The sequence below is a fragment of the Faecalicatena faecalis genome (genome assembly GCF_012524165.2).
GTDB lineage: Bacteria > Bacillota > Clostridia > Lachnospirales > Lachnospiraceae > Faecalicatena_A > Faecalicatena_A faecalis.
Genome location: NZ_JABACJ020000012.1, coordinates 92,718 through 117,612, shown reverse-complemented (window position 1 = coordinate 117,612; position 24,895 = coordinate 92,718). Strand labels below are relative to the sequence as shown.

Annotated in this window: 24 protein-coding genes; 22 read left to right on the top strand and 2 right to left on the bottom strand. The window is 44.7% G+C overall.

Going from position 1 to position 24,895, the window contains the following annotated elements:
* Positions 1–179: 179 nt before the first annotated feature.
* Positions 180–1,010, top strand: a complete 831-nt coding sequence (locus tag HGO97_RS13405) for a MerR family transcriptional regulator (protein WP_216242536.1) — start codon at positions 180–182, stop codon at positions 1,008–1,010.
* Positions 1,011–1,100: 90 nt separating this feature from the next.
* On the top strand, positions 1,101–2,159 hold the full coding sequence (locus HGO97_RS13400) for an exonuclease/endonuclease/phosphatase family protein (protein WP_216242533.1): 1,059 nt from the start codon (positions 1,101–1,103) through the stop codon (positions 2,157–2,159).
* Here the strand turns inward: HGO97_RS13400 and HGO97_RS13395 are convergent.
* A complete protein-coding gene (locus tag HGO97_RS13395; RefSeq protein WP_216242532.1) occupies positions 2,151–3,209 on the bottom strand; it encodes an FUSC family protein in 1,059 nt (352 codons plus the stop codon). The two genes, HGO97_RS13400 and HGO97_RS13395, sit on opposite strands and share 9 nt — an antisense overlap.
* A 12-nt stretch (positions 3,210–3,221) precedes the next feature.
* Complete coding sequence (locus HGO97_RS13390; protein ID WP_216242530.1) at positions 3,222–3,671, bottom strand: MarR family winged helix-turn-helix transcriptional regulator; 450 nt, start codon at positions 3,669–3,671, stop codon at positions 3,222–3,224.
* A 387-nt stretch (positions 3,672–4,058) separates the two neighbouring features.
* Between HGO97_RS13390 and HGO97_RS13385 the strand changes: the two genes are divergently transcribed.
* The 20 genes from HGO97_RS13385 (at position 4,059) to HGO97_RS13290 (ending at position 24,885) form a co-directional block, all read left to right on the top strand.
* A complete protein-coding gene (locus HGO97_RS13385; protein WP_216242528.1) occupies positions 4,059–4,733 on the top strand; it encodes a response regulator transcription factor in 675 nt (224 codons plus the stop codon).
* The gene (locus HGO97_RS13380) at positions 4,721–5,983 is read left to right on the top strand and encodes a HAMP domain-containing sensor histidine kinase (protein WP_216242526.1); all 1,263 of its coding nucleotides are present in this window, start codon (positions 4,721–4,723) and stop codon (positions 5,981–5,983) included. The genes HGO97_RS13385 and HGO97_RS13380 overlap by 13 nt, the downstream gene beginning before the upstream one ends.
* A 153-nt stretch (positions 5,984–6,136) precedes the next feature.
* Positions 6,137–7,015 carry an ABC transporter ATP-binding protein gene (locus tag HGO97_RS13375; RefSeq protein ID WP_216242524.1) on the top strand — a complete coding sequence of 293 codons (879 nt, stop codon included), beginning with the start codon at positions 6,137–6,139 and terminating at the stop codon, positions 7,013–7,015.
* Complete coding sequence (locus HGO97_RS13370; protein ID WP_216242522.1) at positions 7,015–8,283, top strand: ABC transporter permease; 1,269 nt, start codon at positions 7,015–7,017, stop codon at positions 8,281–8,283. The genes HGO97_RS13375 and HGO97_RS13370 overlap by 1 nt, the downstream gene beginning before the upstream one ends.
* Positions 8,240–8,857 carry a hypothetical protein gene (locus HGO97_RS13365; RefSeq protein WP_216242519.1) on the top strand — a complete coding sequence of 206 codons (618 nt, stop codon included), beginning with the start codon at positions 8,240–8,242 and terminating at the stop codon, positions 8,855–8,857. Before HGO97_RS13370 ends, HGO97_RS13365 begins: the two co-directional genes overlap by 44 nt.
* 117 nt (positions 8,858–8,974) lie before the next feature.
* Positions 8,975–9,259 carry a YabP/YqfC family sporulation protein gene (locus tag HGO97_RS13360; RefSeq protein WP_216242518.1) on the top strand — a complete coding sequence of 95 codons (285 nt, stop codon included), beginning with the start codon at positions 8,975–8,977 and terminating at the stop codon, positions 9,257–9,259.
* 13 nt (positions 9,260–9,272) lie between these two features.
* On the top strand, positions 9,273–10,577 hold the full coding sequence (locus HGO97_RS13355) for a sporulation protein YqfD (RefSeq protein ID WP_216242516.1): 1,305 nt from the start codon (positions 9,273–9,275) through the stop codon (positions 10,575–10,577).
* A 103-nt stretch (positions 10,578–10,680) separates the two neighbouring features.
* Complete coding sequence (locus HGO97_RS13350) at positions 10,681–11,691, top strand: PhoH family protein (RefSeq protein ID WP_246597439.1); 1,011 nt, start codon at positions 10,681–10,683, stop codon at positions 11,689–11,691.
* Positions 11,692–11,884: 193 nt separating this feature from the next.
* The gene (gene ybeY / locus HGO97_RS13345; RefSeq protein WP_216242512.1) at positions 11,885–12,382 is read left to right on the top strand and encodes an rRNA maturation RNase YbeY; all 498 of its coding nucleotides are present in this window, start codon (positions 11,885–11,887) and stop codon (positions 12,380–12,382) included.
* Between the two features lie 19 nt (positions 12,383–12,401).
* Positions 12,402–14,078 (top strand): putative polysaccharide biosynthesis protein, encoded by a 1,677-nt coding sequence (locus HGO97_RS13340; RefSeq protein WP_216242503.1) that lies wholly within the window; start codon positions 12,402–12,404, stop codon positions 14,076–14,078.
* 77 nt (positions 14,079–14,155) lie between these two features.
* Complete coding sequence (locus HGO97_RS13335; protein WP_216242496.1) at positions 14,156–14,518, top strand: hypothetical protein; 363 nt, start codon at positions 14,156–14,158, stop codon at positions 14,516–14,518.
* 64 nt (positions 14,519–14,582) lie between these two features.
* Positions 14,583–14,804: a DUF896 domain-containing protein gene (locus HGO97_RS13330; protein WP_216242495.1), complete on the top strand. Its 222-nt coding sequence runs from the start codon at positions 14,583–14,585 to the stop codon at positions 14,802–14,804.
* Positions 14,782–15,354, top strand: coding sequence for a 5-formyltetrahydrofolate cyclo-ligase (locus tag HGO97_RS13325; RefSeq protein ID WP_216242493.1), 573 nt, complete (start codon positions 14,782–14,784; stop codon positions 15,352–15,354). Before HGO97_RS13330 ends, HGO97_RS13325 begins: the two co-directional genes overlap by 23 nt.
* On the top strand, positions 15,348–15,530 hold the full coding sequence (locus tag HGO97_RS13320; protein ID WP_216242491.1) for a DUF4250 domain-containing protein: 183 nt from the start codon (positions 15,348–15,350) through the stop codon (positions 15,528–15,530). Before HGO97_RS13325 ends, HGO97_RS13320 begins: the two co-directional genes overlap by 7 nt.
* A 63-nt stretch (positions 15,531–15,593) precedes the next feature.
* A complete protein-coding gene (miaB, locus tag HGO97_RS13315) occupies positions 15,594–17,051 on the top strand; it encodes a tRNA (N6-isopentenyl adenosine(37)-C2)-methylthiotransferase MiaB (protein ID WP_216242489.1) in 1,458 nt (485 codons plus the stop codon).
* Positions 17,052–17,150: 99 nt separating this feature from the next.
* Positions 17,151–17,567 (top strand): putative ABC transporter permease, encoded by a 417-nt coding sequence (locus tag HGO97_RS13310; protein WP_216242487.1) that lies wholly within the window; start codon positions 17,151–17,153, stop codon positions 17,565–17,567.
* A gap of 133 nt (positions 17,568–17,700) precedes the next feature.
* Entirely contained in the window at positions 17,701–20,352 is a 2,652-nt protein-coding gene (gene mutS / locus HGO97_RS13305) for a DNA mismatch repair protein MutS (RefSeq protein WP_330654256.1), read from the top strand.
* Positions 20,353–20,444: 92 nt separating this feature from the next.
* Complete coding sequence (mutL, locus tag HGO97_RS13300) at positions 20,445–22,577, top strand: DNA mismatch repair endonuclease MutL (RefSeq protein WP_216242485.1); 2,133 nt, start codon at positions 20,445–20,447, stop codon at positions 22,575–22,577.
* Between the two features lie 15 nt (positions 22,578–22,592).
* Positions 22,593–23,537 (top strand): tRNA (adenosine(37)-N6)-dimethylallyltransferase MiaA, encoded by a 945-nt coding sequence (miaA, locus tag HGO97_RS13295; RefSeq protein ID WP_216242483.1) that lies wholly within the window; start codon positions 22,593–22,595, stop codon positions 23,535–23,537.
* A gap of 40 nt (positions 23,538–23,577) precedes the next feature.
* A complete protein-coding gene (locus HGO97_RS13290; protein WP_216242480.1) occupies positions 23,578–24,885 on the top strand; it encodes a methionine gamma-lyase family protein in 1,308 nt (435 codons plus the stop codon).
* Positions 24,886–24,895 lie beyond the last annotated feature (10 nt).

Sequence of the window (24,895 nt, the reverse complement as noted above, 5' to 3'; positions counted from 1 at the left end):
TTTACTTGTAAATTTTTCTTTGATATACTGCAGTATAAAGTATACAGTGACTGTAATGTCAAGACCTCTTTTTGGTGCTTTTTAAAATGAAACAGTAAATTCTCGGCCGCAAAGAAAAGTCTTATGTATCGAGAATCGGGATTGATGCAATATCTTACTATATTATGGAGGGAAACAAAATGCAGAAAGATACACTTTTATTCACAGCGGGACAATTTGCCAAAATGCATCATTTAAACAAGCGGACGCTACATTATTATGATGAAATCGGTCTGTTTTCGCCCGCTTTTAAAGGGGAAAATGGATACCGGTATTATACTTACCATCAGAGTGTAACGTTAGAAAATATTTTGTCTTTAAGAGATATTGGGATGTCGATTGAGGAGGTGAAAGATTATTTCCACTCGCTGAGTCCCTCTGTCTTTCAGGAAATCGCAGTACAAAAGACCCAGGAAATCGATGAACAGATCAAACGACTGAAACTATTAAAAGGACTGTTACAGGAAAAGCAGAAAGCTTTAAGGCTCTGTGAACAGGCGTATGATGGAAAAATAGAGACTGTAGATTTGGAAGAGAAATATTTATTATTGTCACCCCTTCAAGATCAAGGAGAAATGCAGAAAAATATGATTCAAATTATGGAACATCTTTATACTGCACAAGAGTATAATGCATATAAAGTAGGATGCGGAAGCTACATTTCCTTGGAAAAAGTAAAAAACAATGATTTCGAAGAATATGACGGGCTGTTCACCCCTGTGAGAAAAGCCGGACGAGGTAATCATTTTGTAACTCTGCCTACGGGAGTTTATTTATGCGGATATTGCATTGGCAGCTGGGATAAAATTCCCGCCTTATATTCAAAAATGCTGATTTGGGCCAAGGAACATGAATTGGAACTGATGGGAAATTGCTACGAAACAGGATTGAATGAATTTGCAATTGCAGATTTTGAGGATTATGTTACACAGATCGTGATACCATATAGAACTCTACACAAAGAGTCTTAATTTTTTTACCGCTTCTCTATACAAAATGAAAAGTTTGTTCTAAAATAAGTACATATGTAGGTAGACTTATCATATAGAGAGGCGAAGATTATGAAAAAGAAAAGAAAAGGCTTAAAAATAGCCGGAGGAATTGTGCTTGGAATTATTTTAATCCTTGCACTTGCAGTTGGTTACCTGACAATCCGGGAATACCGCCCGGATGCAGTGGAGGCCGTGGAGCCTGGAAATGGGACAGATACAATGAAGATTGGGGATTCATTTACTGTTCTCACCTATAACACGGGGTACGCAGGATTAAGTAAAGATGAGGATTTCTTTATGGACGGTGGTTCGAAAGTCCAGCCCGAGAGCCAGGCACTGGTAGAGCACAATATGAAAGGAATTTCATCCATTCTTGAAAAACAGAATGCAGATGTTTATTTCTTACAGGAGGTCGACAGGGATTCTAAGAGATCCTTCCATATCGATGAGCAGAAGTATTATGAGAACGCATTGGAGCTTCCCGGCATGTTTGCATGTAACTTCAAATGTGATTTCGTTCCTTATCCGCTGCCGCCAATCGGAAAGGTAACAAGCGGGCTGGTCACGATGACCGATCTTAACGTGACGGATGCATCCCGTATTGCACTGCCGGAGTCCTTTACCTGGCCTGTCAAGACCTGTAACTTAAAGCGTTGTATGTTGGAGACACGCATTCCATTGGAAGGAAGTGACAAGGAATTGGTCATGATCAACTTTCATCTGGAGGCTTATGACAGTGGTGAAGGCAAGATTGCGCAGAGCAAGATGCTTGCCGAAAAGCTTGAAGCTGAATATGAAAAGGGAAATTATGTAATTGCAGGCGGTGACTTTAACCAGACGTTTGAGGGGATGGAAAAATATCCGATCCACAATCAGGACGACTGGGTACCGGGAGTCGTAAGCACAGAAGATATCCCCGAAGGATTCTCCTTTGCAGTATCTGATAATGTACCGACCTGCAGACTTTTGAACGGACCTTACAGCGGAAACTATGATGATTCGCAAGTTTATGTTCTGGATGGCTTTATTGTATCTGATAATATTCAAGTCCAAAAAGTGGAGAACATAGATACCCAATTTGAATATACAGATCATCAGCCAGTAAGGTTGGAAGCTATTTTAAAATAATACTGCCTTTTTAAGAAATCTTGCATTACGTACTTTTTCCCAGATTACATTAAATCCAATACAGTACACAGTCGCAAATGCATTTGCAAAAATTCTTAATATGACAGCAGGTATGGGGCCGAACAGTTCGGTTGCGATCATAAGCGCGCCGAGTGCATTAAAAATATTCTGGAAGGAATAGCTGGCGGAAAAGCCAACACCGATTCCTCCAATGATTCCCAGATAGGGAAGCATTCCCTCTGGCAGAAGATGATACAACGCAAGGAATAGCAGCCCGCCCACAATATTGAATGGCGCCCGTCTCAATTCCCGATAGGTACAGTCTTTTATCAGAGGCGTCATAATCGACATGCAGGCAATCCCAATCCACATCACCCGTGGAATGTGAAGAAGTGATGCGACAAGCATTGCAGATGCAGTGGCAAGGCTGATGCGCACCTGCCACTGCGTCCTGGAGGAGCTTAAATCCAGTTCCTCCAAAAGATGCTTCAGACCTCTTTTAAATTGCTGTTTCCTATGGCTTTTATAGAAGATAAGAGCACACAGGATAAATCCTGCTGCTAATGCATAAAGCCGCATAGTAAATGTTCTGCCCGACACGTCGTACCCATAGAGCAGCAGGTAACTTAGCACAAACGTAAAATGGTTCGACATGATGATATTGTGACAGCCCAGCGTGGTAATTGCAAAAATACAGACGATATGAATAAAAAATGCCCCGAACGGAGGCAGGAGATTAGCCGTCTTTGGCCCTGCTGCCAGAATCCCAAATAAAAGAAAAAGAGCCAGGATGCTGCTTTTCATTTGAATCCCAAAATCGGCCTGCCTTACGAGCAACAGTACAAGCAGCACTGCGACTCCCACAATACTATTGTCTGAACCAAATACCATACTATATCCCGTCACAAAAAGGAAGCAGAACGCAACCGTCAGAAGGACTTTGAAGAGGTACACAAGGCTCCATTTCCTTCGCTCCCTTAAATCGGCCGTACCTCGGATCAGATCTTTAGAGCCTTTTGCATTCAATTGTAATGCCTGATAAAATGTCATATAATCATCCTTTCAATCTTGTTTTGAGTCATTTTTTGTGTTTGCAAGAGCAATCAATCTCAGAAGTTCACTGCACTGGTCTTTTCCAAGTTTTTTCTCCAGTCTTTCCAGCGGTTCAATAAAATAATAATAAGTAGATTCCAGCGTTTCCCGGCCTTTGACAGTCAAATCCAGGCGGTAACTGCGCCTGTCACTTTCGGAAGCCTTTTTTTCGATCAAAGCTTTTTCCGTCAGGCCCTCAAGAAGTCTGCTGACAAGAGGCTTGCTGACTCCCATCTGTATGCTTAGCTCATAGGGACTTAAACTGCCGTGCCCCAGTTCTATTCGGAACAGAGCATCTACCTCCTGGGCGGTACAGAAAGCACCCTTTGGCGTTTTCTGTGTATATAGATTAGAAAACAAGCGAATCGATTCAATCATCTCCATATGCCTGATCCACTCTGGAATTTCTTTCTTTTCCATGAAAATCTCCCTTTCCTGTTAAAAAACGTTTAAAACGGATATTCGTTAATACGTCTCGCCATATCCTTATGTTTTGTACGTTCTGCTTAGATTCTGAAATATAGTTAACAATGTAAACTATATGACAATATAGCAGACTGCCCTCCTTTTTGTCAATACGCTTCTATAAAATTCACTTCTATAAAATTCCAGCTAGTCAGAGCAGATACCTTACATCCGCCTTTGCTATCCGTCTTTTTACTTGAAGATTTTCTGATCCGAATGTATCATGTGAGTGATGGGCAGCCCAATTAGTGTACTTTCTGACTGCCCTCTTGATTTGTAGTCTTTTTATAGAGAATTTCTTCGTATAATGGATATAATTTTGTAGAAGGATGGTTGAGAGATATGACGAAAAGAATATTAGCAGTCGATGATGAGCCCGGAATCCTACAGCTTTTGAAGGATTACTTTGAGATCCAGGGCTACGAGGTGATAGAAGCATCTAATGGAACGCAAGTTTTTGAAAAGCTGTCCCAGAAGCCAGATTTGATCTTATTGGATGTAAATCTTCCGGGCATCGATGGCTTTGAGGTATGCAAGATGATCCGCGACCATGTATCCTGTCCGATTCTCTTTCTGACAGCCAAAGTAGAAGAGGCGGACCGAATCCGTGGTTTCCATCTGGGTGGTGATGATTATATCTTAAAGCCATTCAGTATCGATGAATTAGGTGCAAGGGTAGAGGCACATCTTCGCCGCGAAGAACGCAAGAATGAGAAAAAGGCCGTGAAAATCCAAGGACCGCTGGCAATTCATTATGATGAACGCAGTGTCTACTATAATGGCAGGCCCATCAGTTTTACAAGGACAGAATTCAACATTGTGGAGCTTCTGTCCTCCAACAGCGGACAAGTATTCAGTAAGGATCAGGTATATGACCGGGTACGCGGATATGACGGCAGCGGTGACAGCAGCATTGTGACAGAACATATCCGGCGAATCCGGTTAAAGTTGTTTTCCTTTACAGAGAAACCATATATAGAAACAGTTTGGGGAGTGGGGTACAAATGGATTGGTTAGAAGAAAAAGTGTCTTGTATCGCAAAAAAAATCAGGAGTCTTTCCTTCCGCAGCGCTATAACCGCATATATTCTTGTCATTGCTTTGGCAGGTATCTTATTGTCTTATATGACAATTACCATCTGTTACCGATATCAAAGCATAATTTGGAATAGGTACAATGCGGAGGATTCCATGTGGCTCTTTTCTGCCGATCTGGAAAATTGGCCCTTCTGGGCAATAAGTTTTACTGGTTTTCAACGAGATGACCGTACAGTAATGATTATTTTAGATACAATACGTGTATGGTGTCCGTTTTTCTACGGGGTCGCAGGGTCAGTCCTCGCTTGTTTTCTGTTTTACAAGAAACGGCTTAAGGCACCTCTGGATATCTTAAAGAGAGGAACTGAGCAGGTAAGTCAGAATAACCTGGATTTTGATCTGACCTATGACAGTCAGGATGAGATGGGAGCGTTGTGCAATTCTTTCGAACGAATGAGGATGGAGCTGATTCATAATAATGAAGAAATGTGGAAATTAGTGGAGAACCAGAAGCAGCTAAATGCGGCATTTGCCCATGATTTAAGGACTCCGCTGACTGTTTTAAAGGGGTATTCTGATTTCCTGGCCCGTTACCTTCCACTGGGAAGGCTGAGTGAGGAGAAAATGCTGGACACACTGAACCTCATGTCAGAGCATTTAAGCCGCCTGGAACAATACAGTCGAACGATGAAGGGCATCCGAAGTCTGGATGAACTGCCCGTGCTAAGGGAACCGCTCATGGTCGGCAGTATTTGGGGAGAAATCAAGGAAGTCGTGTTTGCCTTGAACCAGATTGGAGATGTAGAAATTTTACTTGACAATGTCTCCATTGAAACAGCGGAAACGGAGGCCTATGCGGACCGGAATCTCATTTTAGAAGTCTTAGAAAACCTGCTATCCAACGCAATCCGGTTTGCAAAAAGCAGAATTGAGGTTTTTTTATCCTTGGAGAATTCAAGCCAAATGCTGTATCTCACTGTGCGTGACAACGGAGCTGGATTTACGGACTATGATCTGCAGAAAGCGGTGCTGCCATATTATAAAGAACATTCTTCTCAGGAGAAACAAAAGAAAACGGCCGTGGAAAAAGTTTCGGATAATCCGCACTTTGGAATCGGGCTCCATATCTGCCGCCAGCTCTGTTTGAAGCATGGGGGAGAATTGAGCATTGCGAACAGCATGGTGGGAGGGGCCATCGTGACCGCTTCATTTTCCTGTAAGAATGATTGAAGAGATTCTTAAGTTTTCATAGCGAAAATATAGAGATTTCTTCGGTATGATACTCTCATGAACAAGAAGAGGAACCCGATTTTCCGTAAAAATATCAGAAGAATCATAAGAACGGATTCAGAGTCCTTTTCAGGAAAGAGAGGTTGAATGAGAATGTCTGCAAAGATAAAGATTGAACATTTAAATCAATACTATGGAAAGAAACAGGCTTTAAAAGACGTCAATTTGACAATTCATCAAGGGATGTTCGGTCTCCTTGGACGAAATGGTGCAGGTAAGACCACACTGATGAAGGTACTGGCAACACTGCTGCCAAAATCAGAGGGAAAAATTACAATTTGCGGTGTCCCTTTAGAAAATTCCGCAAAAATCCGCAGAATGACGGGATACCTTCCACAGGATTTTTCCATGTATCCCAATATGACGGTGTACGAGGCCATGGACTATCTCGGAGTCCTTTCCGGTATGAGCAAGGCACTGAGAAAAAAGAGCATCCCGAAACTACTGGAAAAGGTCAATCTTTTGGATCATCAAAAAACAAAGGTCAAGGCACTTTCAGGAGGTATGAAGAGGCGGCTCGGTATCGCACAGGCCATTCTTCACAACCCAAGGATTCTGATTGTAGATGAGCCGACAGCCGGGCTCGACCCAGAAGAACGGGTGCGTTTTCGAAATCTGCTCTGTGAAATAGCAGAGGAACGGATTGTGATTCTCTCTACGCATATCGTCGGTGATATTGAGGCGACCTGTGAGCAGATCGCAGTGCTCAACGAGGGAGAATTTTTGTATCAGGGTACGGTTTCCGGCCTGATTGAGATGGCTGATGGAAAAGTATATACTGCCCAGATAAGTAAACAGGAGCTGCCGAGAATAAAAGAAAAATATATTGTGACCAGTATACTCGCACTGGGGAACAATGTCATGGTACGTTTCATTGCGGACCAAAAGCCTTTCGCCTCTGCAAAAATCTGTGAGGCCGGAGTGGAGGACGCTTATATGTATCTGATGAATGGAGAGGGGAGTGAGGTCTGATGTTTGCACAGTTAATCTTAAAAGAATGCAGACAGACTGCCAAAAGTATAATCTACTGGCTGATTGTCCTCATTCTGGTCATCTTTTTCAGCTCCCAGCTCGGAAATATGGATATTGCAAAGAAACCGAAGCCAGGTCTCGAAAGTTATGGACGGTACTACAGCAGCAATGAGCAGGATATTATGAAGGCTACACTCGGATATCTGGTGAGTGAATATACGAACGGGAAATATGTGACCTACCCGATCGGTTTCTATAAGATGGTTACCCCGGATAAGGAGGAGCAGAAACGAATCGGCGAAATCATTTCTGAGACAACAGGTCTGGACACAAAGGAAGAGATGGAAAAGGCTCTGAATGCAGAAACAGAAGATTCAGATGCAGAGGCTTCCGATAAGAAGAAAAATCATATCATCGTACTGGGCGGCGCCCCCATTGCCCCATCCAAAACCCTCACTTACGATAGATTTGGGGAATTGATGAGGGAAGTGGATCATCTTCTGGGTGGAGGTTCCCAATATAATAAGAAACATTTAAAGACCAATGCGGCCACTCCAAAGACCTATGAACAGGCTTTACAGGAATATGAAGATCTGATGGAAAAGGATCACCTCACAGGAGGATATGCTAGACTTTACAGCGACTATATGGGCATCATGCTTGGAATCCTCCCGGTATTTCTTGCAGTAACAAGAGGAATGAGGGACAGACGGTCCCAGATGCGGGAGCTGATTGCCTCCAGACGGGCTTCCTCTGCCTCCGTCATAGTAAGCCGATATATTTCTATGCTGATTATGCTGATGCTTCCAGTACTTTTGATTTCCTGCATCCCTCTGATGGAATGTATTCAGTATGCTGCATCCGGTTTCCATCTGGACTATCTGGCATTTGTAAAGTACAGCTTCGGCTGGCTGCTGCCAACGATCATGATAGCGACAGCGGTGGGAATGGTCCTGACGGAGCTTACGGATACGGCTCTTGGAGTTTTGGTCCAGCTTGCATGGTGGTTCCTTGCTATTTTTAGTTCTATGTCTTCTATGAGCGGTGGGATGTATGGCTTAGATTTGGTTCCAAGACACAATACAGAATATAATTATGCAGGCTTTCATGCCGGTTTCACTCAGTTAGCAGCAAACAGGGTCTTATATGCTGTCATTTCGGTGCTGCTTATTGCCGTCACTGTATGGATCTATTCATTAAAACGAAAAGGGAGGTTGGATATCCGTGGCAAATTATTGGGAAATAGGAAAAGAAAATCTCAGGCATAATCTGCTCATCCATGCCGGAATTGCCCTTTTACTGCTGTGCTTTTCCCCACTTGTGCTTGGGGTGAAGAACTTAGGGCTTTCGGAGACTGCTAAGGTGTTGGAAATATATGTCGCGCTCATCGGAATCGTCCTTATTACGCCGGTATTTCTGCCGGAGCAGAACCGGGACCTAAGGGACCTGATCCATTCGAAATATACAAAGGTTGCTTCTATCTATAGTATCCGCGTTATCGAATCTATTTTAGTACTCATGCTTTTTCTTGGAATCTATCTGTGGTTCCTTCACAGAAACGGCTGCGAGATGGATGCGGCTATGTATTTTGCAGGAACACTTGCGGAGATGCTTTTTTTAGGCGGATTAGGAATCATTTCCTACAGTTTGACAGATAACCTGGTGGCAGGATATATGATTCCAATCTTTTACTATATTACCGCGATCGGAGGAGGAAAAAAATTTCTGAAAAGCTTTTATCCGTTCTCCATGTCACAGGGAAGCTATTCTGAAAAGTACTGGCTACTGGCTGCTGGAATCGTGCTGATTATTCTGGGAATTAGAATCAGAAGCCGGAAATAGCGTTTCAGAAAGCACACTGAAACGACTATTGATTGCAAAACATAAATATTTCATAAGAATAGGACAATTGTGCCGCACATATACTTCAAATAAAGGGCGTATGTGTGGCATTTCTATATGAACAGAGACTTAGAAAATGGAAAATTCAAAGAAAAGCTGGCATCTGCTGCAAGTATGCCGAAGGATGTCGTCCTTGGTGCAGCAGTCGTTACGATCATTGGGGATCAGGAGGTCTGCATTGAAAATTACCGGGGCATCATCGAATACACGGATGTACTGATCCGCGTACAGACAAAGGGCTGCCAGCTTAGACTTATGGGAAAGAACCTTCAAATAGAATATTATACGAATGATGAGATGAAGATTACGGGCAGAATCTGTTCGCTAGAATATTGTAAGTGAGGTAGAAAAAGCTGTGATACAGTCAATCATCCGGTATGTACATGGATATGTGAAGATCCGTGTGGAAGGGTATTCCCCCGAGCGGTTTTTAAACCTGTGCAGCCATCATCAAATTTATATATGGGGACTTACTCCCTGCGGCAATGCATACGAGATGTACATGAGCTTAAAGGGATTCAAGAAGCTTCGACCGATCGTCAGGAAGACACATACCAGAATTCAGCTTGTAGAGCGCATGGGCCTTCCTTTTTTCCTACAGAAATACCGGAAAAGGAAACTGTTTTTTATCAGTTTTTTTCTTTGCCTGGGGCTCCTTTACTTTTATTCCAGCTTCATATGGGACATTCATTTTGAAGGAAACGAAAAATGGACCAACGAGACTTTGCTGGAATTTTTGGAGGAAAAGGAAGTTACACCTCATATGCCGAAAAGCAAGGTGGATTGTGCGTTGATCGTCAAGGAAATTCGAAAGGCGTATGATGATATCGTTTGGGTCTCCGCATCCATAGATGGGAGCCGCCTTCGTATCCAAATTAAAGAAAATGAGGATACCTTCCGTGAGGCAGATGCAGAGTCTGGAAATACCTCTGATGACAGCACAGCATCAAAGGATGGACAGGAAGAAGAGACACTAACGCCAAGAGATCTGGTCGCTGCAAAGGATGGTGTCATTACCAGTATTATCACTCGAACAGGCGTCCCTCAAGTCCATGTGGGAGATACCGTTAAAAAGGGGGATGTCCTCGTATCGGGCAGGATAGAAGTAAAAAATGATGCAGGGGAAGTCATTGATTATCAATATCAGGCCTCCGATGCTGATATCTTTGCGGATACACAATTGGTTTATACGGACACCATGAGCACGAAATACAAGAAAAAACATTATGAAAAATCAGAAAGAAGATTATATTATCTCAAAATCGGCAGTCGCCTGATTTCTGTCGGTACACTTAAGAATGATTATAAGGAGTGGGAACTACATACCAGTGAACACCAGTTAAAATTGGGTGAAAATTTTTACCTGCCAGTATCTTATGGAAGTAAGATTGTAAAATCATACATTTCTAAGGAAAAAAGCTATACCAAAAAAGAAATCCAGCAGCAATTAAGCCAGAATTTCCAGCTTTTTTCCAAAGGCTTAGAGGAACAAGGGATTCAAATCAAAGACAATCACGTGAACATTCAAATCGGTGAAAACTCGGCATCGGCAAAAGGCACCCTATATCTGAATGAAAGCATCGCAAAAGAGACGAAAACAGAAATAATGCAGATTGAGGACCAAGGACAGGAGAACACAGATCAGAAAGACACAGATTAACAGGAGAATGAGCAATAACCCTTCATCTCGGGCTTGAAAATGATGGATTTATTTACTATAATAAAATCTGGATTTTATGTCCGAAGAAAGAGAGGTATTTTGTTTGGAAGATAAATATTTGAGAATTGGTACTGTGGAGCAGATACAGTCTGTGTTTGGCCCCCAGGATAAGTTCATTCGTACAATAGAAGAAAAACTGCACGTTTCCATTACTGCACGTGAATCAGAGCTGCATATTATGGGCGCTGCCAAGAAAAATGTCGAGCTGACTGCGGATATTTTAGTCTCCATGTTCAATATCCACTCGAAAGGAGGGGAACTGAATGTTGAGACCATCCACCGCCTGATCGAAGAAGCAGCAGACGGGACTCTTTTGGATGTTTGTAATGCAATGGATGAATCTGTCATTACGACTCACAGAGGTACCCCCATCAGGTGCAGGACAGCAGGGCAGAAGGAGTATATTAAATCCCTGCGGAATGATACGATTACAGTCTGTATCGGACCTGCTGGTACCGGAAAGACATTTCTGGCAGTTGCGCAGGCGGTCAGAGAGCTGGAAAATAAGGAGATTGACCGTATTATCCTGTCCCGTCCGGCAATAGAAGCAGGATCTGAACGCCTTGGCTTCCTTCCGGGTGATCTAAATGATAAGATCGATCCTTATCTGCGTCCTTTATATGATGCTTTGAATGACATTTTAGGACCGGAGCGTGTTGCTTCCTACCGGGAGCGGGATATCATCGAGGTGGCAGCTCTTGGATATATGAGAGGCCGTACTCTGAACCGTTCCAGGCTGATTCTGGACGAGAGCCAGAATTCGAAGCTTGAAATGCTGAAAATGTGTCTGACGAGACTGGGAGAGGGTTCTAAAATGGCCCTTGTCGGAGATGTGACACAGTCCGACCTCAGTAAGTCTGATTCTGGACTGGAAAAATGCGCATCGATCATCAAATCGGTAGAAGGTGTGGGCATTGTACAGCTCGGGAATAAGGATGTCGTGAGAAGTAAGATCGTCCGGGATATCTTAAGGGCATTTGATGTGTCAGAATCCAAGGCCGCAGAGAAAAGGAATCCTGGGCGTGGAAAATCAAATATAAGAAAAAAGAAGTAATATTGCGCCGCCAATCGTCCCAAAACAGAGGTAAATGTAACTTTTATAGTTATTTTGCCTCTGCTTTTTATTCAGCCGTGCTTTACAAGGGAACTAAATGGGGTGTATAATATACTGGATTTGGCATGTGCTGATTTACGGTATGTCCTTGTAGATTGAACCGTAAGATAAATGGAAACAAGAGGAGAAAGTCATGAGTCTATACATGGAAGAGGAAGGGGCAGTAACACTGCCATTTGATACAGAAGAAACGGCCGAGCTGGTCATCGAGGCTGCATTAGAATATGAGGGATGCCCCTACGAGGCAGAGATCAACCTGCTTCTGACTACGGATGAAGCGATTCGGGAGATGAATCAGATGTTCCGTCAGATTGACAAGGCCACCGATGTGCTGTCATTTCCCATGCTGAACTATGAGAAGCCGGGAGATTTTTCAGATGTAGAGGAGCGCCCGGAAGAATGCTTTAACCCGGAATCCGGCGAGCTTATGCTGGGTGATATTGTGATTTCTAAAGATAAAGTCCTTTCCCAGGCAGAAGCCTACGGCCATTCTGAGCGGAGAGAATATGCTTTCCTGATTGCCCACAGTATGTTACACTTATTCGGTTATGACCATATGGAAGAAGACGAGCGTCTTGAGATGGAGCAGAAGCAGCGAGAGATTCTGGAAAAGATTCAAATATTAAGGTAACGGTGTAGACGGAGGATTTATGGCAGAGACACATAAGAATAGAAAAAAGAAAAAAGACGATTTTCTGATGCAGGGTGCCATACTGGCTTTCGCTGCCGTAATCACAAAGATCATCGGCGTAGCATATCGTATCCCACTTACTAATATATTGGGAGATGAAGGCAACGGATTTTACGGGTATGCTTTTGAGGTTTATTCCCTGGCACTGATCCTTTCTTCCTTCAGCTTTCCAATCGCCGTTTCCAAGCTGGTCTCCGCCAGGATGGCAATGCGGCAGAAGCGGAATGCCTTCCGGGTATTCCAGTGTGCGTTGATATTTTCCGTCGTTGTCGGTGCTGTGGTGGCTGTTGTGATATTCTTTGGGGCAGGACCAATCTCCACACATTTGATGGAATCACCTTTGAGCGTATACGCCTTGAAGGTTCTGGCACCCGGGCTCTTTATTGTATCTGTGATGGGTGTCCTTAGGGGCTATTTCCAGGGTTTGGGAACGATGGTACCCACAGCCGTCTCACAGGTCATCGAACAGATTGTCAATGCAGTCATCAGTCTGGTCGGTGCCAGCGTTCTTTTTAAGATTGGATTAAAAGCTGCAGAGAAAAAAGACGTCGACCTTTTAGGACCTGCCTATGGCGCAGCGGGCGGTACACTTGGAACAATCATAGGTGCCCTTGCCGGACTTTTTTTCCTGTTATTTGCCCTGTTTGCATTTCAGCGTGTAATCCGCAGACAGTTAAAGTCGGACAAGACGCGCAGACAGGAGAGCTACAGCCATATTTTGAAGATTTTGGTGCTGACGATCATTCCGGTTATCTTTAGTACCGCAATTTATAATATCAACCAACTGATCGACCTGACTCTTTTTAATAAGATCATGTCGGCTCAGGGATTTGCTGAAAAGCAATACATGGCGCTCCAGGGCATCTATACAGGAAAGTATAATACCCTGATCAATGTGCCAATGGCTATGGCAAATGGACTTGCAGCTTCAGTCATTCCCAGTCTGACGGCAGCGGTAACGGCCAATGACAAGAAGCTGGTTCACAGCAAGATCAACCAGACGATCCGTTTTACCATGCTGGTCGCGATTCCTTGCTTTGTCGGTTTCATTGTGCTCGCCTCCCCACTGATGGTCTTACTGTTCGGGGATTCGAGCAAAACACCTGCCATGCTGCTTGCAATTGGTGCAGTGACTGTCGTATTTTATTGCTGGTCCACCGTATCGAACTCCATCCTGCAGGGCTTGGATAAGATGTCGACGCCTGCTAAAAACGCGGGGATTTCACTTGTCATACATATTATCGCTCTTTTAATCATGCTGATTGTATTAAAGTGGAATATTTATGCACTGGTCGGAAGTAATATCGTATTCTCCGTGTGCATGTGCTTTTTGAACGCCAGGGCGATTCACAAGGCAAGCGGCTACAAGCAGGAGATGGACCGGACGTTTGTTAAGCCACTGATTTCTGCGGTCATCATGGGAATCTTTACTTATGCGTCCCATCTGCTTTTTAGTCTGGCTCTGCCGGGGCGTATCGCAACGCTTCTGTCCGTGCTGGTCGCTGTAGTCGTATATGCATTGTGCATCCTGAAATTGGGAACACTGACAGAACAGGACATCAAGGATCTGCCGCAGGGGTATAAAATATTAAGACTGTGCAGAAGGTTTAACCTCCTGCCGCATAAAGAAAGTTAAACGCAAAAAAATTGCGTGTCAATGTATTTTTTATGATAAAATGGCCAATACTGTATGAAAAAAGGAGTGGGATCCTTATGAAATTGAGATACCGTATTGGCTTTTTTGCGGGAATTTTTCTGATTGTATGCATGATCGGAATTGGATATCAACTGAGTTATAAATATGCCCTGGAGAGACAGCAGGCGAAGGCTGAGCTTCCCCAGCAGAGCACACAGAGCATCACGACTAAGGGAGAAGCGACTAAGAATGAGGGCTACTATCTGTGCGAACTCCATGGATATGTAGTGGTCTATCTTTATGATAAAAAGACGATCTTTGAGGTAACAGATATTCCTCTTACGGACCTTCCAGAAGAACTTCAGGGAGAAATCCAGGATGGAAAATATATTGAAACAGAAGATGCCCTGTATGGATTTTTAGAAAATTATTCGAGCTGATAAGTAGACGAATTCTATTAAATAGTGTAATATATGTATTGGTCTGCGAAAAGGAGATACAAATATGGACGAACAAAAGATTAAACGAATCAATGAATTATACAGAAAATCAAAAGCTGAAGGGCTGACAGAGGCCGAGAAGAAGGAACAGAAGGTACTCAGGCAGGAATACGTGGATTCCTTCAGACGTAACCTGCGCAGTCAGCTTGATCGGATTGATATTGAAGAGAAAGACGGAACAGTCATTAATCTGGGTGAAAAATTTGGAAACAAAAAAGGACATTAGAAGACAGGTACGCTCTGCCAGAGCAGGGCTTCCAGAAGGTAAGCGGATAGCATACAGTGCAAGTATCCAGCACAAGCTGCTTGAGCACCCCTTTTACCAGCAGGCAGATGAAATCTACTGCTATGTTTCTTTTGGGGACGAGGTTATTACGGCCCAGATTCTTGAGGAATCCTTTCGACAGGGGAAAAAGGTGGCTGTTCCCAAGATTCTCACAGAAGAAATGAAGGATTGCAGGAAGTATATGGAGTTTTTTTACATCCATAGCATGGAAGAATTAGAAGAAGGATATTATGGAATTTTAGAACCTGTGACCCGCGAAAAGGCGGTGGGGAGGAATGTGCTTGTGGTCATGCCGGGAGTCGCATTTGATTCCTCTTGCCACAGGATTGGATATGGGGGCGGCTTTTATGATGCCTATCTAAGAAGACACGCGGATTACAGGACCATAGCGCTCGCTTATTCTATCCAGTGTCTGGAACAGATTCCATGCATGGAACACGATATCTGCCCAGAGATCATTCTGACAGAAAAGGAGAGTTATACATGTTGAACGGACTGCCATGCGATCCGGTGATTCTGTTAAGTGTGGTCAACACAAAGCTGAGGGACTACTATAAGAATCTGGATGAGCTATGTGATGACATGGGGATTACAGGGACAGAATTAACTGAGAAGCTTAGAATGATTGATTATGAATACGATGAAGAACAGAATCAATTTGTATAGAAATGCGATTTTGCTGGGTTCTGTTTTAGGATTTCATTTTAAATTAGAAAAGGATTCTTACATATGAATACAATAGATTTTACAACGATAGACCTATCAAAGGAAGCGCCTGTCACGGAACCGGACAGGCAGTATTACTTTATCGCTAAGGCAAGAGAATATGTCCAAAAGCAATCCGAAGAATTAGGAAGGGCGCTGACTTTTTGCGTCACCACCTTCGGCTGCCAGATGAATGCCAGGGATTCCGAGAAGCTTTCCGGTATTCTGGAACAGATTGGATATGTAGAAGAGACAGATGAGGAGAAGGCTGACTTTGTCATTTACAATACCTGTACTGTACGTGAGAATGCGAATCAGAGGGTGTACGGCAGACTTGGACAGCTCAACCGCGTGAAAAAGCAGAATCCACACATGATGATCGGCCTATGCGGATGCATGATGCAGGAGCCAGAAGTCGTAGAGAAGTTGAAAAAAAGTTATCGTTTTGTGGACCTGATTTTCGGAACCCACAATATTTTTAAATTTGCAGAGCTAATTACAACCCGCATGGAATCTAAACGAATGGTCATTGATATCTGGAAGGATACGGATAAGATCGTGGAAGACCTGCCCAGCGAGCGGAAATATTCTTTCAAATCCGGCGTGAATATTATGTTCGGATGTAATAATTTCTGCAGTTACTGCATCGTCCCTTATGTCAGAGGACGGGAGCGCAGTAGAAATCCCGAAGATATCATCCGCGAGATCGAGAATCTGGTGGCGGACGGTGTTGTGGAAGTCATGCTCTTAGGACAGAATGTCAATTCCTATGGAAAGACATTAAAAGAGCCAATGAGTTTTGCACAGCTTTTACAGGAGATCGAGAAGATAGAGGGACTTAAGCGTATCCGCTTCATGACCTCACATCCGAAGGATCTCTCCGATGAATTAATTGAGGTGATGAGGACTTCTAAGAAGATCTGCAAGCATCTGCATTTGCCGATCCAGTCAGGCAGCACCCGGATTCTGGAGAAAATGAATCGCAGGTATACGAAGGAACATTATCTGGAGCTGGTAGATAAGATTCGCGCCGCAGTGCCGGATATCTCCCTGACGACAGATATTATTGTGGGATTCCCGGGAGAGACGGAAGAAGATTTTCTGGAGACGATGGATGTCGTAAAAAAGGTACGTTATGACAGTGCTTTTACCTTTATCTATTCCAAACGGACAGGAACACCTGCCGCTGTGATGGAGGACCAGATTCCAGAAGAGGTCGTAAAGGACAGGTTCGACCGTCTTTTGAAGGAAGTACAAAGTATTTCAAGTGAGGTATGCAGTGTATACACAGATACCATCCAGGAAGTCCTTGTCGAGACCGTCAACGACCATGATCCAAGCCTGATGACAGGCCGAATGAGCAATAACCTGCTGGTACATTTTCCAGGAGATAAGGAACTGATTGGAAAAATCGTTCCTGTGAAGCTGAAGGAATGTAAAGGATTTTATTATATTGGCGAGAGAGTGCCTGCAACCGAATAAATTTTTTCAGGAAAGCGGCATTAAGAAATAAATTCCACCTATATTTCAGTAAAAAACGTCCAAACTATATATAAGGATATATAGGAGGACGTTTTTTCTGTGAAGAGAGTGAGTGAATATTTGGTGCTTTTTGCACTTGGCGGGACAATTTATTATTCATTTGAAATGATTTTCCGGGGCTTTTCCCATTGGTCCATGTTTGTGTTAGGAGGCTTATGCTTCGTATTCTTCGCACAACAGGGGCTTTGGGTAAAATGGGAGGACCCTTTATGGATGCAACTGATCCGCTGTATGATCTTTGTGACGGCAGGTGAATTTATCACAGGAATCATCGTTAATAAATGGTTGAAATGGGGAGTCTGGGACTATTCAGACCAGCCATTCCAGCTATTTGGACAGATTTGTGCGCCGTTTACAATTATCTTTTCCGGCCTGTGCGTACTGGGAATCCTTTTAGCAGGATATCTGCTGTACTGGCTGTATGGTGAGGTAAAACCGCATTTTCATGTGCTGTAGCCGGACCTTTTTTGAGATGCCCTAAGCGGCATCTCCTTACTTGAGAAAAATTCTCTTTCACAACTTTTTAAAAAATGCTATACTGGGTAAGAAACAAACGCAGTAAAATTGGAAAGCGAAAGGAAGTAAAAACGTGGCAGAATTAACTCCCATGATGCAGAAGTATATGGAGACAAAGGCTTCATATCCAGACTGTATCTTATTTTATAGATTAGGCGACTTTTATGAAATGTTTTTCGAGGACGCCATTACCGCCTCAAGGGAACTAGAGATCACATTGACCGGCAAGAGCTGCGGTCTTGAGGAACGTGCTCCTATGTGTGGGATTCCCTATCACGCAGTGGACGGCTATCTGAATAAGCTGGTGGCTAAAGGCTATAAGGTGGCGATCTGTGAGCAGGTGGAGGACCCAAAGCTTGCGAAGGGACTTGTAAAGCGGGAAGTGACACGTATTGTCACACCTGGAACGAACCTGGCTCCACAGGCACTGGATGAGACAAAGAACAATTATCTGATGTGTATTGTATACATAGCGGACAGATACGGACTCTCCATCGCAGACATCACGACCGGGGACTATTTTGTGACGGAGCTGCCGGACAGCGCTAAGCTGATGGATGAGATTTATAAATTCATGCCCTCAGAGATCATCTGTAACGAATCCTTCTACATGAGTGGTATGGATCTGGAGGATTTAAGAAGCAGACTGGGAATTACGATCTATTCCCTGGACGCCTGGTATTTTGATGATGCCATCTGCAGGAAGAAGCTGCTGGAGCATTTCCATGTCTCCTCCTTCGTGGGATTAGGACTGGAAGATTATGACTGTGGAATCATCAGTGCCGGAGCACTCCTGCAATATCTGCTCGAGACACAGAAGAATTCTTTGTCACAGCTTACGCATATCACTCCTTACACCACGGCAAAATACATGATGCTGGACAGCTCCACAAGAAGGAATCTGGAATTGTGTGAGACTCTTAGAGAGAAGCAGAAGAGAGGCTCCCTGCTCTGGGTGCTGGACAAGACAAAGACGGCCATGGGGGCCCGAATGCTGCGCAAGTATCTGGAACAGCCTTTGATCGAGAAAGAGGAGATTCTAAAGAGACTGGATGCGGTAGAGGAGCTAAAGGACCTGGCGATTTCAAGAGAGGAGATTCGGGAATATCTGACCCCGGTCTATGACCTGGAACGCCTCATCACGAGGATTACATATGGTTCTGCCAACCCAAGAGACCTGACAGCTTTTAAGACCTCACTGGAAATGCTGCCGTCCCTTCATTATATTTTAGAGGAGATGGAATCCTCTCTATTGTGCGGTATCCGGGAAGATCTGGATACACTGGAGGATCTCTGTACACTCATCAAGGATTCTATCATTGATGACCCGCCGCTTGCTATGAAGGAAGGCGGAATCATTCGGGATGGATACCATGAGGAAGTGGATAAGCTAAGAAGCGCCAAGTCCGACGGAAAAGACTGGCTTGCCCGGTTAGAGGAGGAAGAACGGGAAAAGACAGGAATCAAGAATTTGAAGATCAAATACAACAAGGTGTTCGGTTACTATCTGGAAGTGACCAATTCCTATAAAGATATGGTTCCTGATTATTATACGAGAAAACAGACGCTCGCCAATGCAGAGCGTTACATCACCCCGGAGCTCAAAGAGCTGGAGGATACCATCTTAGGTGCAGAGGACAAGCTGTATGCCCTGGAATATGAGCTTTACAGCACGGTCCGCGACACGATCGCCGGTGAGGTGGAACGAATTCAGAGGACGGCCAAGGCGGTCGCGGCTCTGGATGTATTCGCATCCCTGGCCTTAGTTGCAGAACGGAACAACTATGTCCGTCCAAAAATCAACGAGAAGGGTATCATTGATATCAAGGACGGCCGTCATCCGGTGGTAGAAAAGATGATTCCGAACGATATGTTCATCTCCAATGATACTTATCTGGATGATAAAAAGCAGCGAATTTCCATTATCACCGGCCCGAACATGGCCGGAAAGTCCACTTACATGAGGCAGGCTGCCCTGATCGTACTTATGGCACAGCTTGGTTCTTTTGTGCCTGCATCCAGTGCGAATATCGGACTGGTGGACCGGATCTTCACCCGGGTGGGCGCATCCGATGACCTCGCCTCCGGGCAGAGTACGTTCATGGTAGAGATGACGGAGGTCGCCAATATCCTGCGTAATGCGACAAGCAAGAGCCTTCTGATCCTGGATGAGATTGGACGGGGAACCAGTACCTTTGATGGACTTTCCATTGCATGGGCTGTAGTCGAATATATTTCGGATACGAAATTATTGGGAGCCAAGACCCTATTTGCCACGCATTACCATGAACTGACCGAGCTGGAAGGCAAGATAGAGAACGTCAATAATTATTGCATTGCCGTCAAGGAAAAGGGCGACGATATCGTCTTCCTGCGTAAGATCGTGAAAGGCGGTGCGGATAAGAGTTATGGAATCCAGGTAGCCAAGCTTGCGGGAGTTCCCGATATTGTAATCGACCGGGCCAAGGAAATCGTGGAAGAATTAAGCGACGAGGATATTACCAACAGGGTAAGTGAGATTGCTGTAAAAGAACACGATGCAAGGAAAAAGCCAAAGGCGAAAAAATATGATGAGGTGGATATTGCCCAGATGTCCTTATTTGATACCGTCAAGGACGGAGATGTCCTGGAAGAATTGAAGAATATCGATGTGGGCAATCTGACCCCGATCGACGCATTGAATACGATCTACAGATTACAAAACAAATTGAAAAACCGCTGGTAAGCAAAGGGGTCTGACCCTTCTGAAAAAATGGGGATTTCCCCTTTGACAGGAGGGGCAGACCCTTGGGCGTGAATGGATAAAGGAGAGGACTTATGCCGCATATTCAGGTATTAGATCAAATTACAATTGATAAAATCGCCGCCGGGGAAGTGATTGAGCGTCCGGCTTCTATCGTAAAGGAATTGGTGGAAAATGCAATCGACGCGAAAGCGACCACAGTTGTCGTAGAAATCCAGGAGGGCGGTATCTCATTCATCCGCATCACAGACAATGGAAGCGGAATCGTAAGGGAGGACGTACAGAATGCATTCTTAAGGCATTCCACAAGTAAAATACGCAGTGTGGAAGACTTGACCCATGTCTCTTCCCTTGGTTTTAGAGGGGAGGCTCTCTCTAGTATCGCTGCCGTGACAAAGGTAGAGTTAATTACCAAGACACGTGAGGAGACCTTTGGTACACGTTATGTGATTGAAGGCGGCCAGGAGCTGTCCCTGGAGGATACCGGGGCCCCGGATGGAACTACATTTCTGATCCGGCAGCTTTTCTATAATGTACCTGCCAGAAGAAAGTTCTTAAAAACGGCCATGACGGAGGCGGGGCACATCCAGGACCTTTTGATGCGTCTGGCGCTTTCTCACCCGGAGGTATCTATTCAGTTCATCAACAATGGACAGGAGAAGCTAAGAACAGCCGGGAACGGAAAGCTAAGGGATGTGATATACAGCATTTATGGAAGAGAAGTCGCTGCGAATCTGATCGAGATGGATTATGAAAAGGGAGGCCTGCATATGACAGGATTCCTCGGCAAGCCGCTGGTCAGCCGCGGGAACCGGAATTTTGAGAACTTCTTTGTGAATGGCAGATATGTAAAAAGCAGTATGATATCGAAGGCAATCGAGGATGCATACCGGGACTTTGTCATGCAGCATAAATTCCCGTTTGTAGTGCTGCATTTTGGAATCAATGGGGAGGATATCGATGTAAATGTCCATCCGACCAAAATGGAGCTGCGTTTTCAGAAACAGCAGGAGGTCTATAATACGGTATATGAAGGTGTGCACAGAACCCTTTTGGAGCCGGAACTGATTCCTGTCGTGGATGTGCCTCAGCCACGTCGTGCCGAGCCGGCTAAGGAAGAGAGCCCTTTTTTGTTAAAGCCAAAAGCAAGGACACAGACCGCAACAAATACCAACGTGAAAGCCGATATTTTGCAGCAGGTGGATATCCGCCCCGATACTACATCTGCAGCAGAAATACAAAAAAACGTGTCACAGCCTGCAAGGACAGTTGGGGAGATTTTCAGGACCGTTCCAGAGGAGCCGGTAGAAAAAAACGAGGACTATTTTTTGAAAAAAATGCGGGAACGGGTTCTTTCTTACCATAATAAGGTCGCAGAAACAGAAAAAATATCTGCCAAAAAGCAACCAATGCCGAATATGGTACGGGAAACCGGCAATTATCATATAGAAGAAAAGAAAACGCCTGCTAAAGCTGACAAAGATGACGAGGGCCTTGGAGGTAAGACAGAGGATTCTTCTGATCATTTGAATGAATCTGCAGAAAAATCATCAGATGTTCTAGATACCCTGGGCAAGGCAGAGCAGATGGATCTGTTTGAGGAGAAGCTCCTGCGACGTGAGACGAAGGCCGAATACAAGCTGATCGGCCAGGTGTTTGATACTTACTGGCTTGTGCAATTTCATGATAATCTCTATATCATAGACCAGCATGCTGCCCATGAAAGGGTCTTATACGAACGCACCCTGCGGGAGATGAAGAATCGGGAATACACCTCCCAGTATTTAAGCCCGCCCATCATTCTGAGCTTGACAATGCAGGAGGCAGAGCTTTTGAACGAACATATGGACCGTTTTGAGCGGATCGGATTTGAAATCGAGCCATTCGGCGGGGACGAATATGCAGTGCGCGCAGTACCGGACAATCTGTTCTCCATTGCGAAAAAGGAGCTTCTGATGGAAATGTTGGACAGCCTGTCCGTAGGTGTCTCCGGGAATATGACACCAGAACTGATCGACGAGAAGGTAGCCTCCATGTCCTGTAAGGCAGCCGTAAAGGGGAATAACAAGCTGTCCGCAATGGAGGTCGATACGCTAATCGGAGAACTATTAGAATTGGAAAATCCATACCATTGCCCGCACGGCCGTCCGACGATCATTGCTATGACGAAACGGGAGCTGGAAAAGAAGTTTAAACGAATTGTATGATAAGGAAGAGTGAACATGAAGAAACCATTGATTATTCTGACTGGGCCGACCGCCGTCGGGAAGACAAAAGCATCGATCGGACTTGCCAAGGCAATCGGCGGAGAAATTATTTCGGCCGATTCCATGCAGGTCTACAAATACATGGATATCGGTTCCGCCAAAATCCGTCCAGAAGAGATGGAGGGGATTTATCATCACCTCGTAGATGTCTTAGAGCCGGACGAGGAATTCCATGTCGTCCGTTTTCAGCAGATGGCAAAAGAGGCGCTACAGGGCATCTATAACAGGGGAAAGATCCCCATTGTTGTAGGTGGGACCGGCTTCTATATTCAGGCGCTCCTCTATGATATTGATTTTACTAAAAATGATAGTGATACAGCCTACCGCCGCTCTTTAGAAGCCCTTGCGAAAGAAAAAGGGGACGCTTTTCTGCACGATATGCTGCAAAAGATCGATGAAAAGGCGGCACAGGATATCCATGAAAACAATCGAAAACGAGTCATCCGTGCCCTGGAATTTTATCATCAGACAGGAAAAAAGATTTCTGAGCATAATGAGGAGGAACGGCAGAAGGAATCTGCCTATCAGTCCGCTTATTTTGTGCTCAACGATGAGAGGGCCCATTTGTATGACAGGATAGACCTCCGTGTGGACCAGATGATGACAGAAGGACTCGTGAAAGAAGTCAAAATGTTGAAAGAGCGTGGTTATAGCAGAGACATGGTTTCCATGCAGGGACTTGGATATAAAGAAATCCTGGCTTATCTGGAAGGTGAGATGAGCTTGGAGGAAGCGGTCTATGTCATCAAACGGGATACCAGGCATTTTGCAAAGCGTCAGATTACATGGTTCAAGCGGGAACGGGATGTAATCTGGCTGAACAAACAGGATTTTAGATATGACGAAGAAAAAATCCTTGAGCAGATGTTGAAAGAATTAAAGATCAGACAGGTTATATAAAAACGACCTAAAAAACAATAGAAAAAATGAGGATAAGAACATGAATTTTGAAATGAACCAGATCTATGCAAAATTAGGAATCAGCCAGGAGGTCCTCGCATTCGGACAGAGGATAGAAGAGGAATTAATGCCGCGTTTCCAGAAATTCGATGAGACAGCGGAATACAACCAGTTAAAGGTCCTTCACGCAATGCAGGAGAATCGTGTCAGTGAAGGCTGTTTTCAGTATGCCAGTGGCTATGGCTATAATGATATGGGAAGAGATACCTTGGAGGCAGTCTACGCAAGTGCATTCCATACTGAAGCGGCACTGGTACGTCCCCAGATCACCTGTGGGACCCATGCACTGGCGCTGGCACTGTCAGCTAATTTAAGACCCGGAGACGAACTGCTTTCTCCAGTGGGCAAACCCTATGACACCCTGGAAGAAGTCATCGGAATTCGTAAATCCAAGGGGTCCCTGGCAGAGTACGGTATTACATACCGACAGGTGGAGTTAAAAGAGGATGGATATTTTGATTATCCTGCAATTAAGGAAGCTATCAATGAGAAGACAAAGCTGGTCACGATCCAGCGTTCGAAAGGATATCAGACACGCCCAAGCTACTCCGTAGAGAAAATCGGAGAACTGATTCGATTTGTTAAGAGCATCAAACCGGACGTCATCTGTATGGTCGACAACTGCTATGGGGAATTTGTGGAGACCATCGAGCCAAGCGATGTAGGGGCAGACATGATTGTCGGTTCCCTGATCAAGAACCCGGGCGGCGGCCTTGCACCAATCGGCGGCTACGTAGCCGGAAGAGAAGATTTAATTGAGAACTGTGCTTACCGTCTGACATCACCTGGATTAGGAAAAGAGGTCGGTGCATCTCTGGGTGTCATGCAGGCATTCTACCAGGGCTTCTTCCTGGCACCGACGGTCGTATGTAGTGCGGTAAAGGGGGCTGTTTTTGCAGCTAATATCTATGAGAAGCTGGGATTTGGAGTCATTCCGAACAAAACTGAGAGCCGCCACGATATCATTCAGGCTGTAGAGCTGGGAACACCAGAGGGTGTGATCGCTTTCTGTAAAGGAATTCAGTCCGCTGCCCCGGTAGACAGTTATGTCAGCCCGGAGCCTTGGGCAATGCCGGGCTATGACAGTGATGTCATCATGGCGGCAGGAGCATTTGTACAGGGCTCTTCCATCGAATTAAGTGCTGACGGACCAATCAAGCCTCCTTATGCAGTCTATTTCCAGGGAGGACTGACCTGGCCTCATGCCAAGCTTGGAATCCTGAAATCCTTACAGAACTTGGTGGATGCAGGACTGGTATCAAAAGATGCACTTATAAAGGCGGATTAAGAAAGGGGAT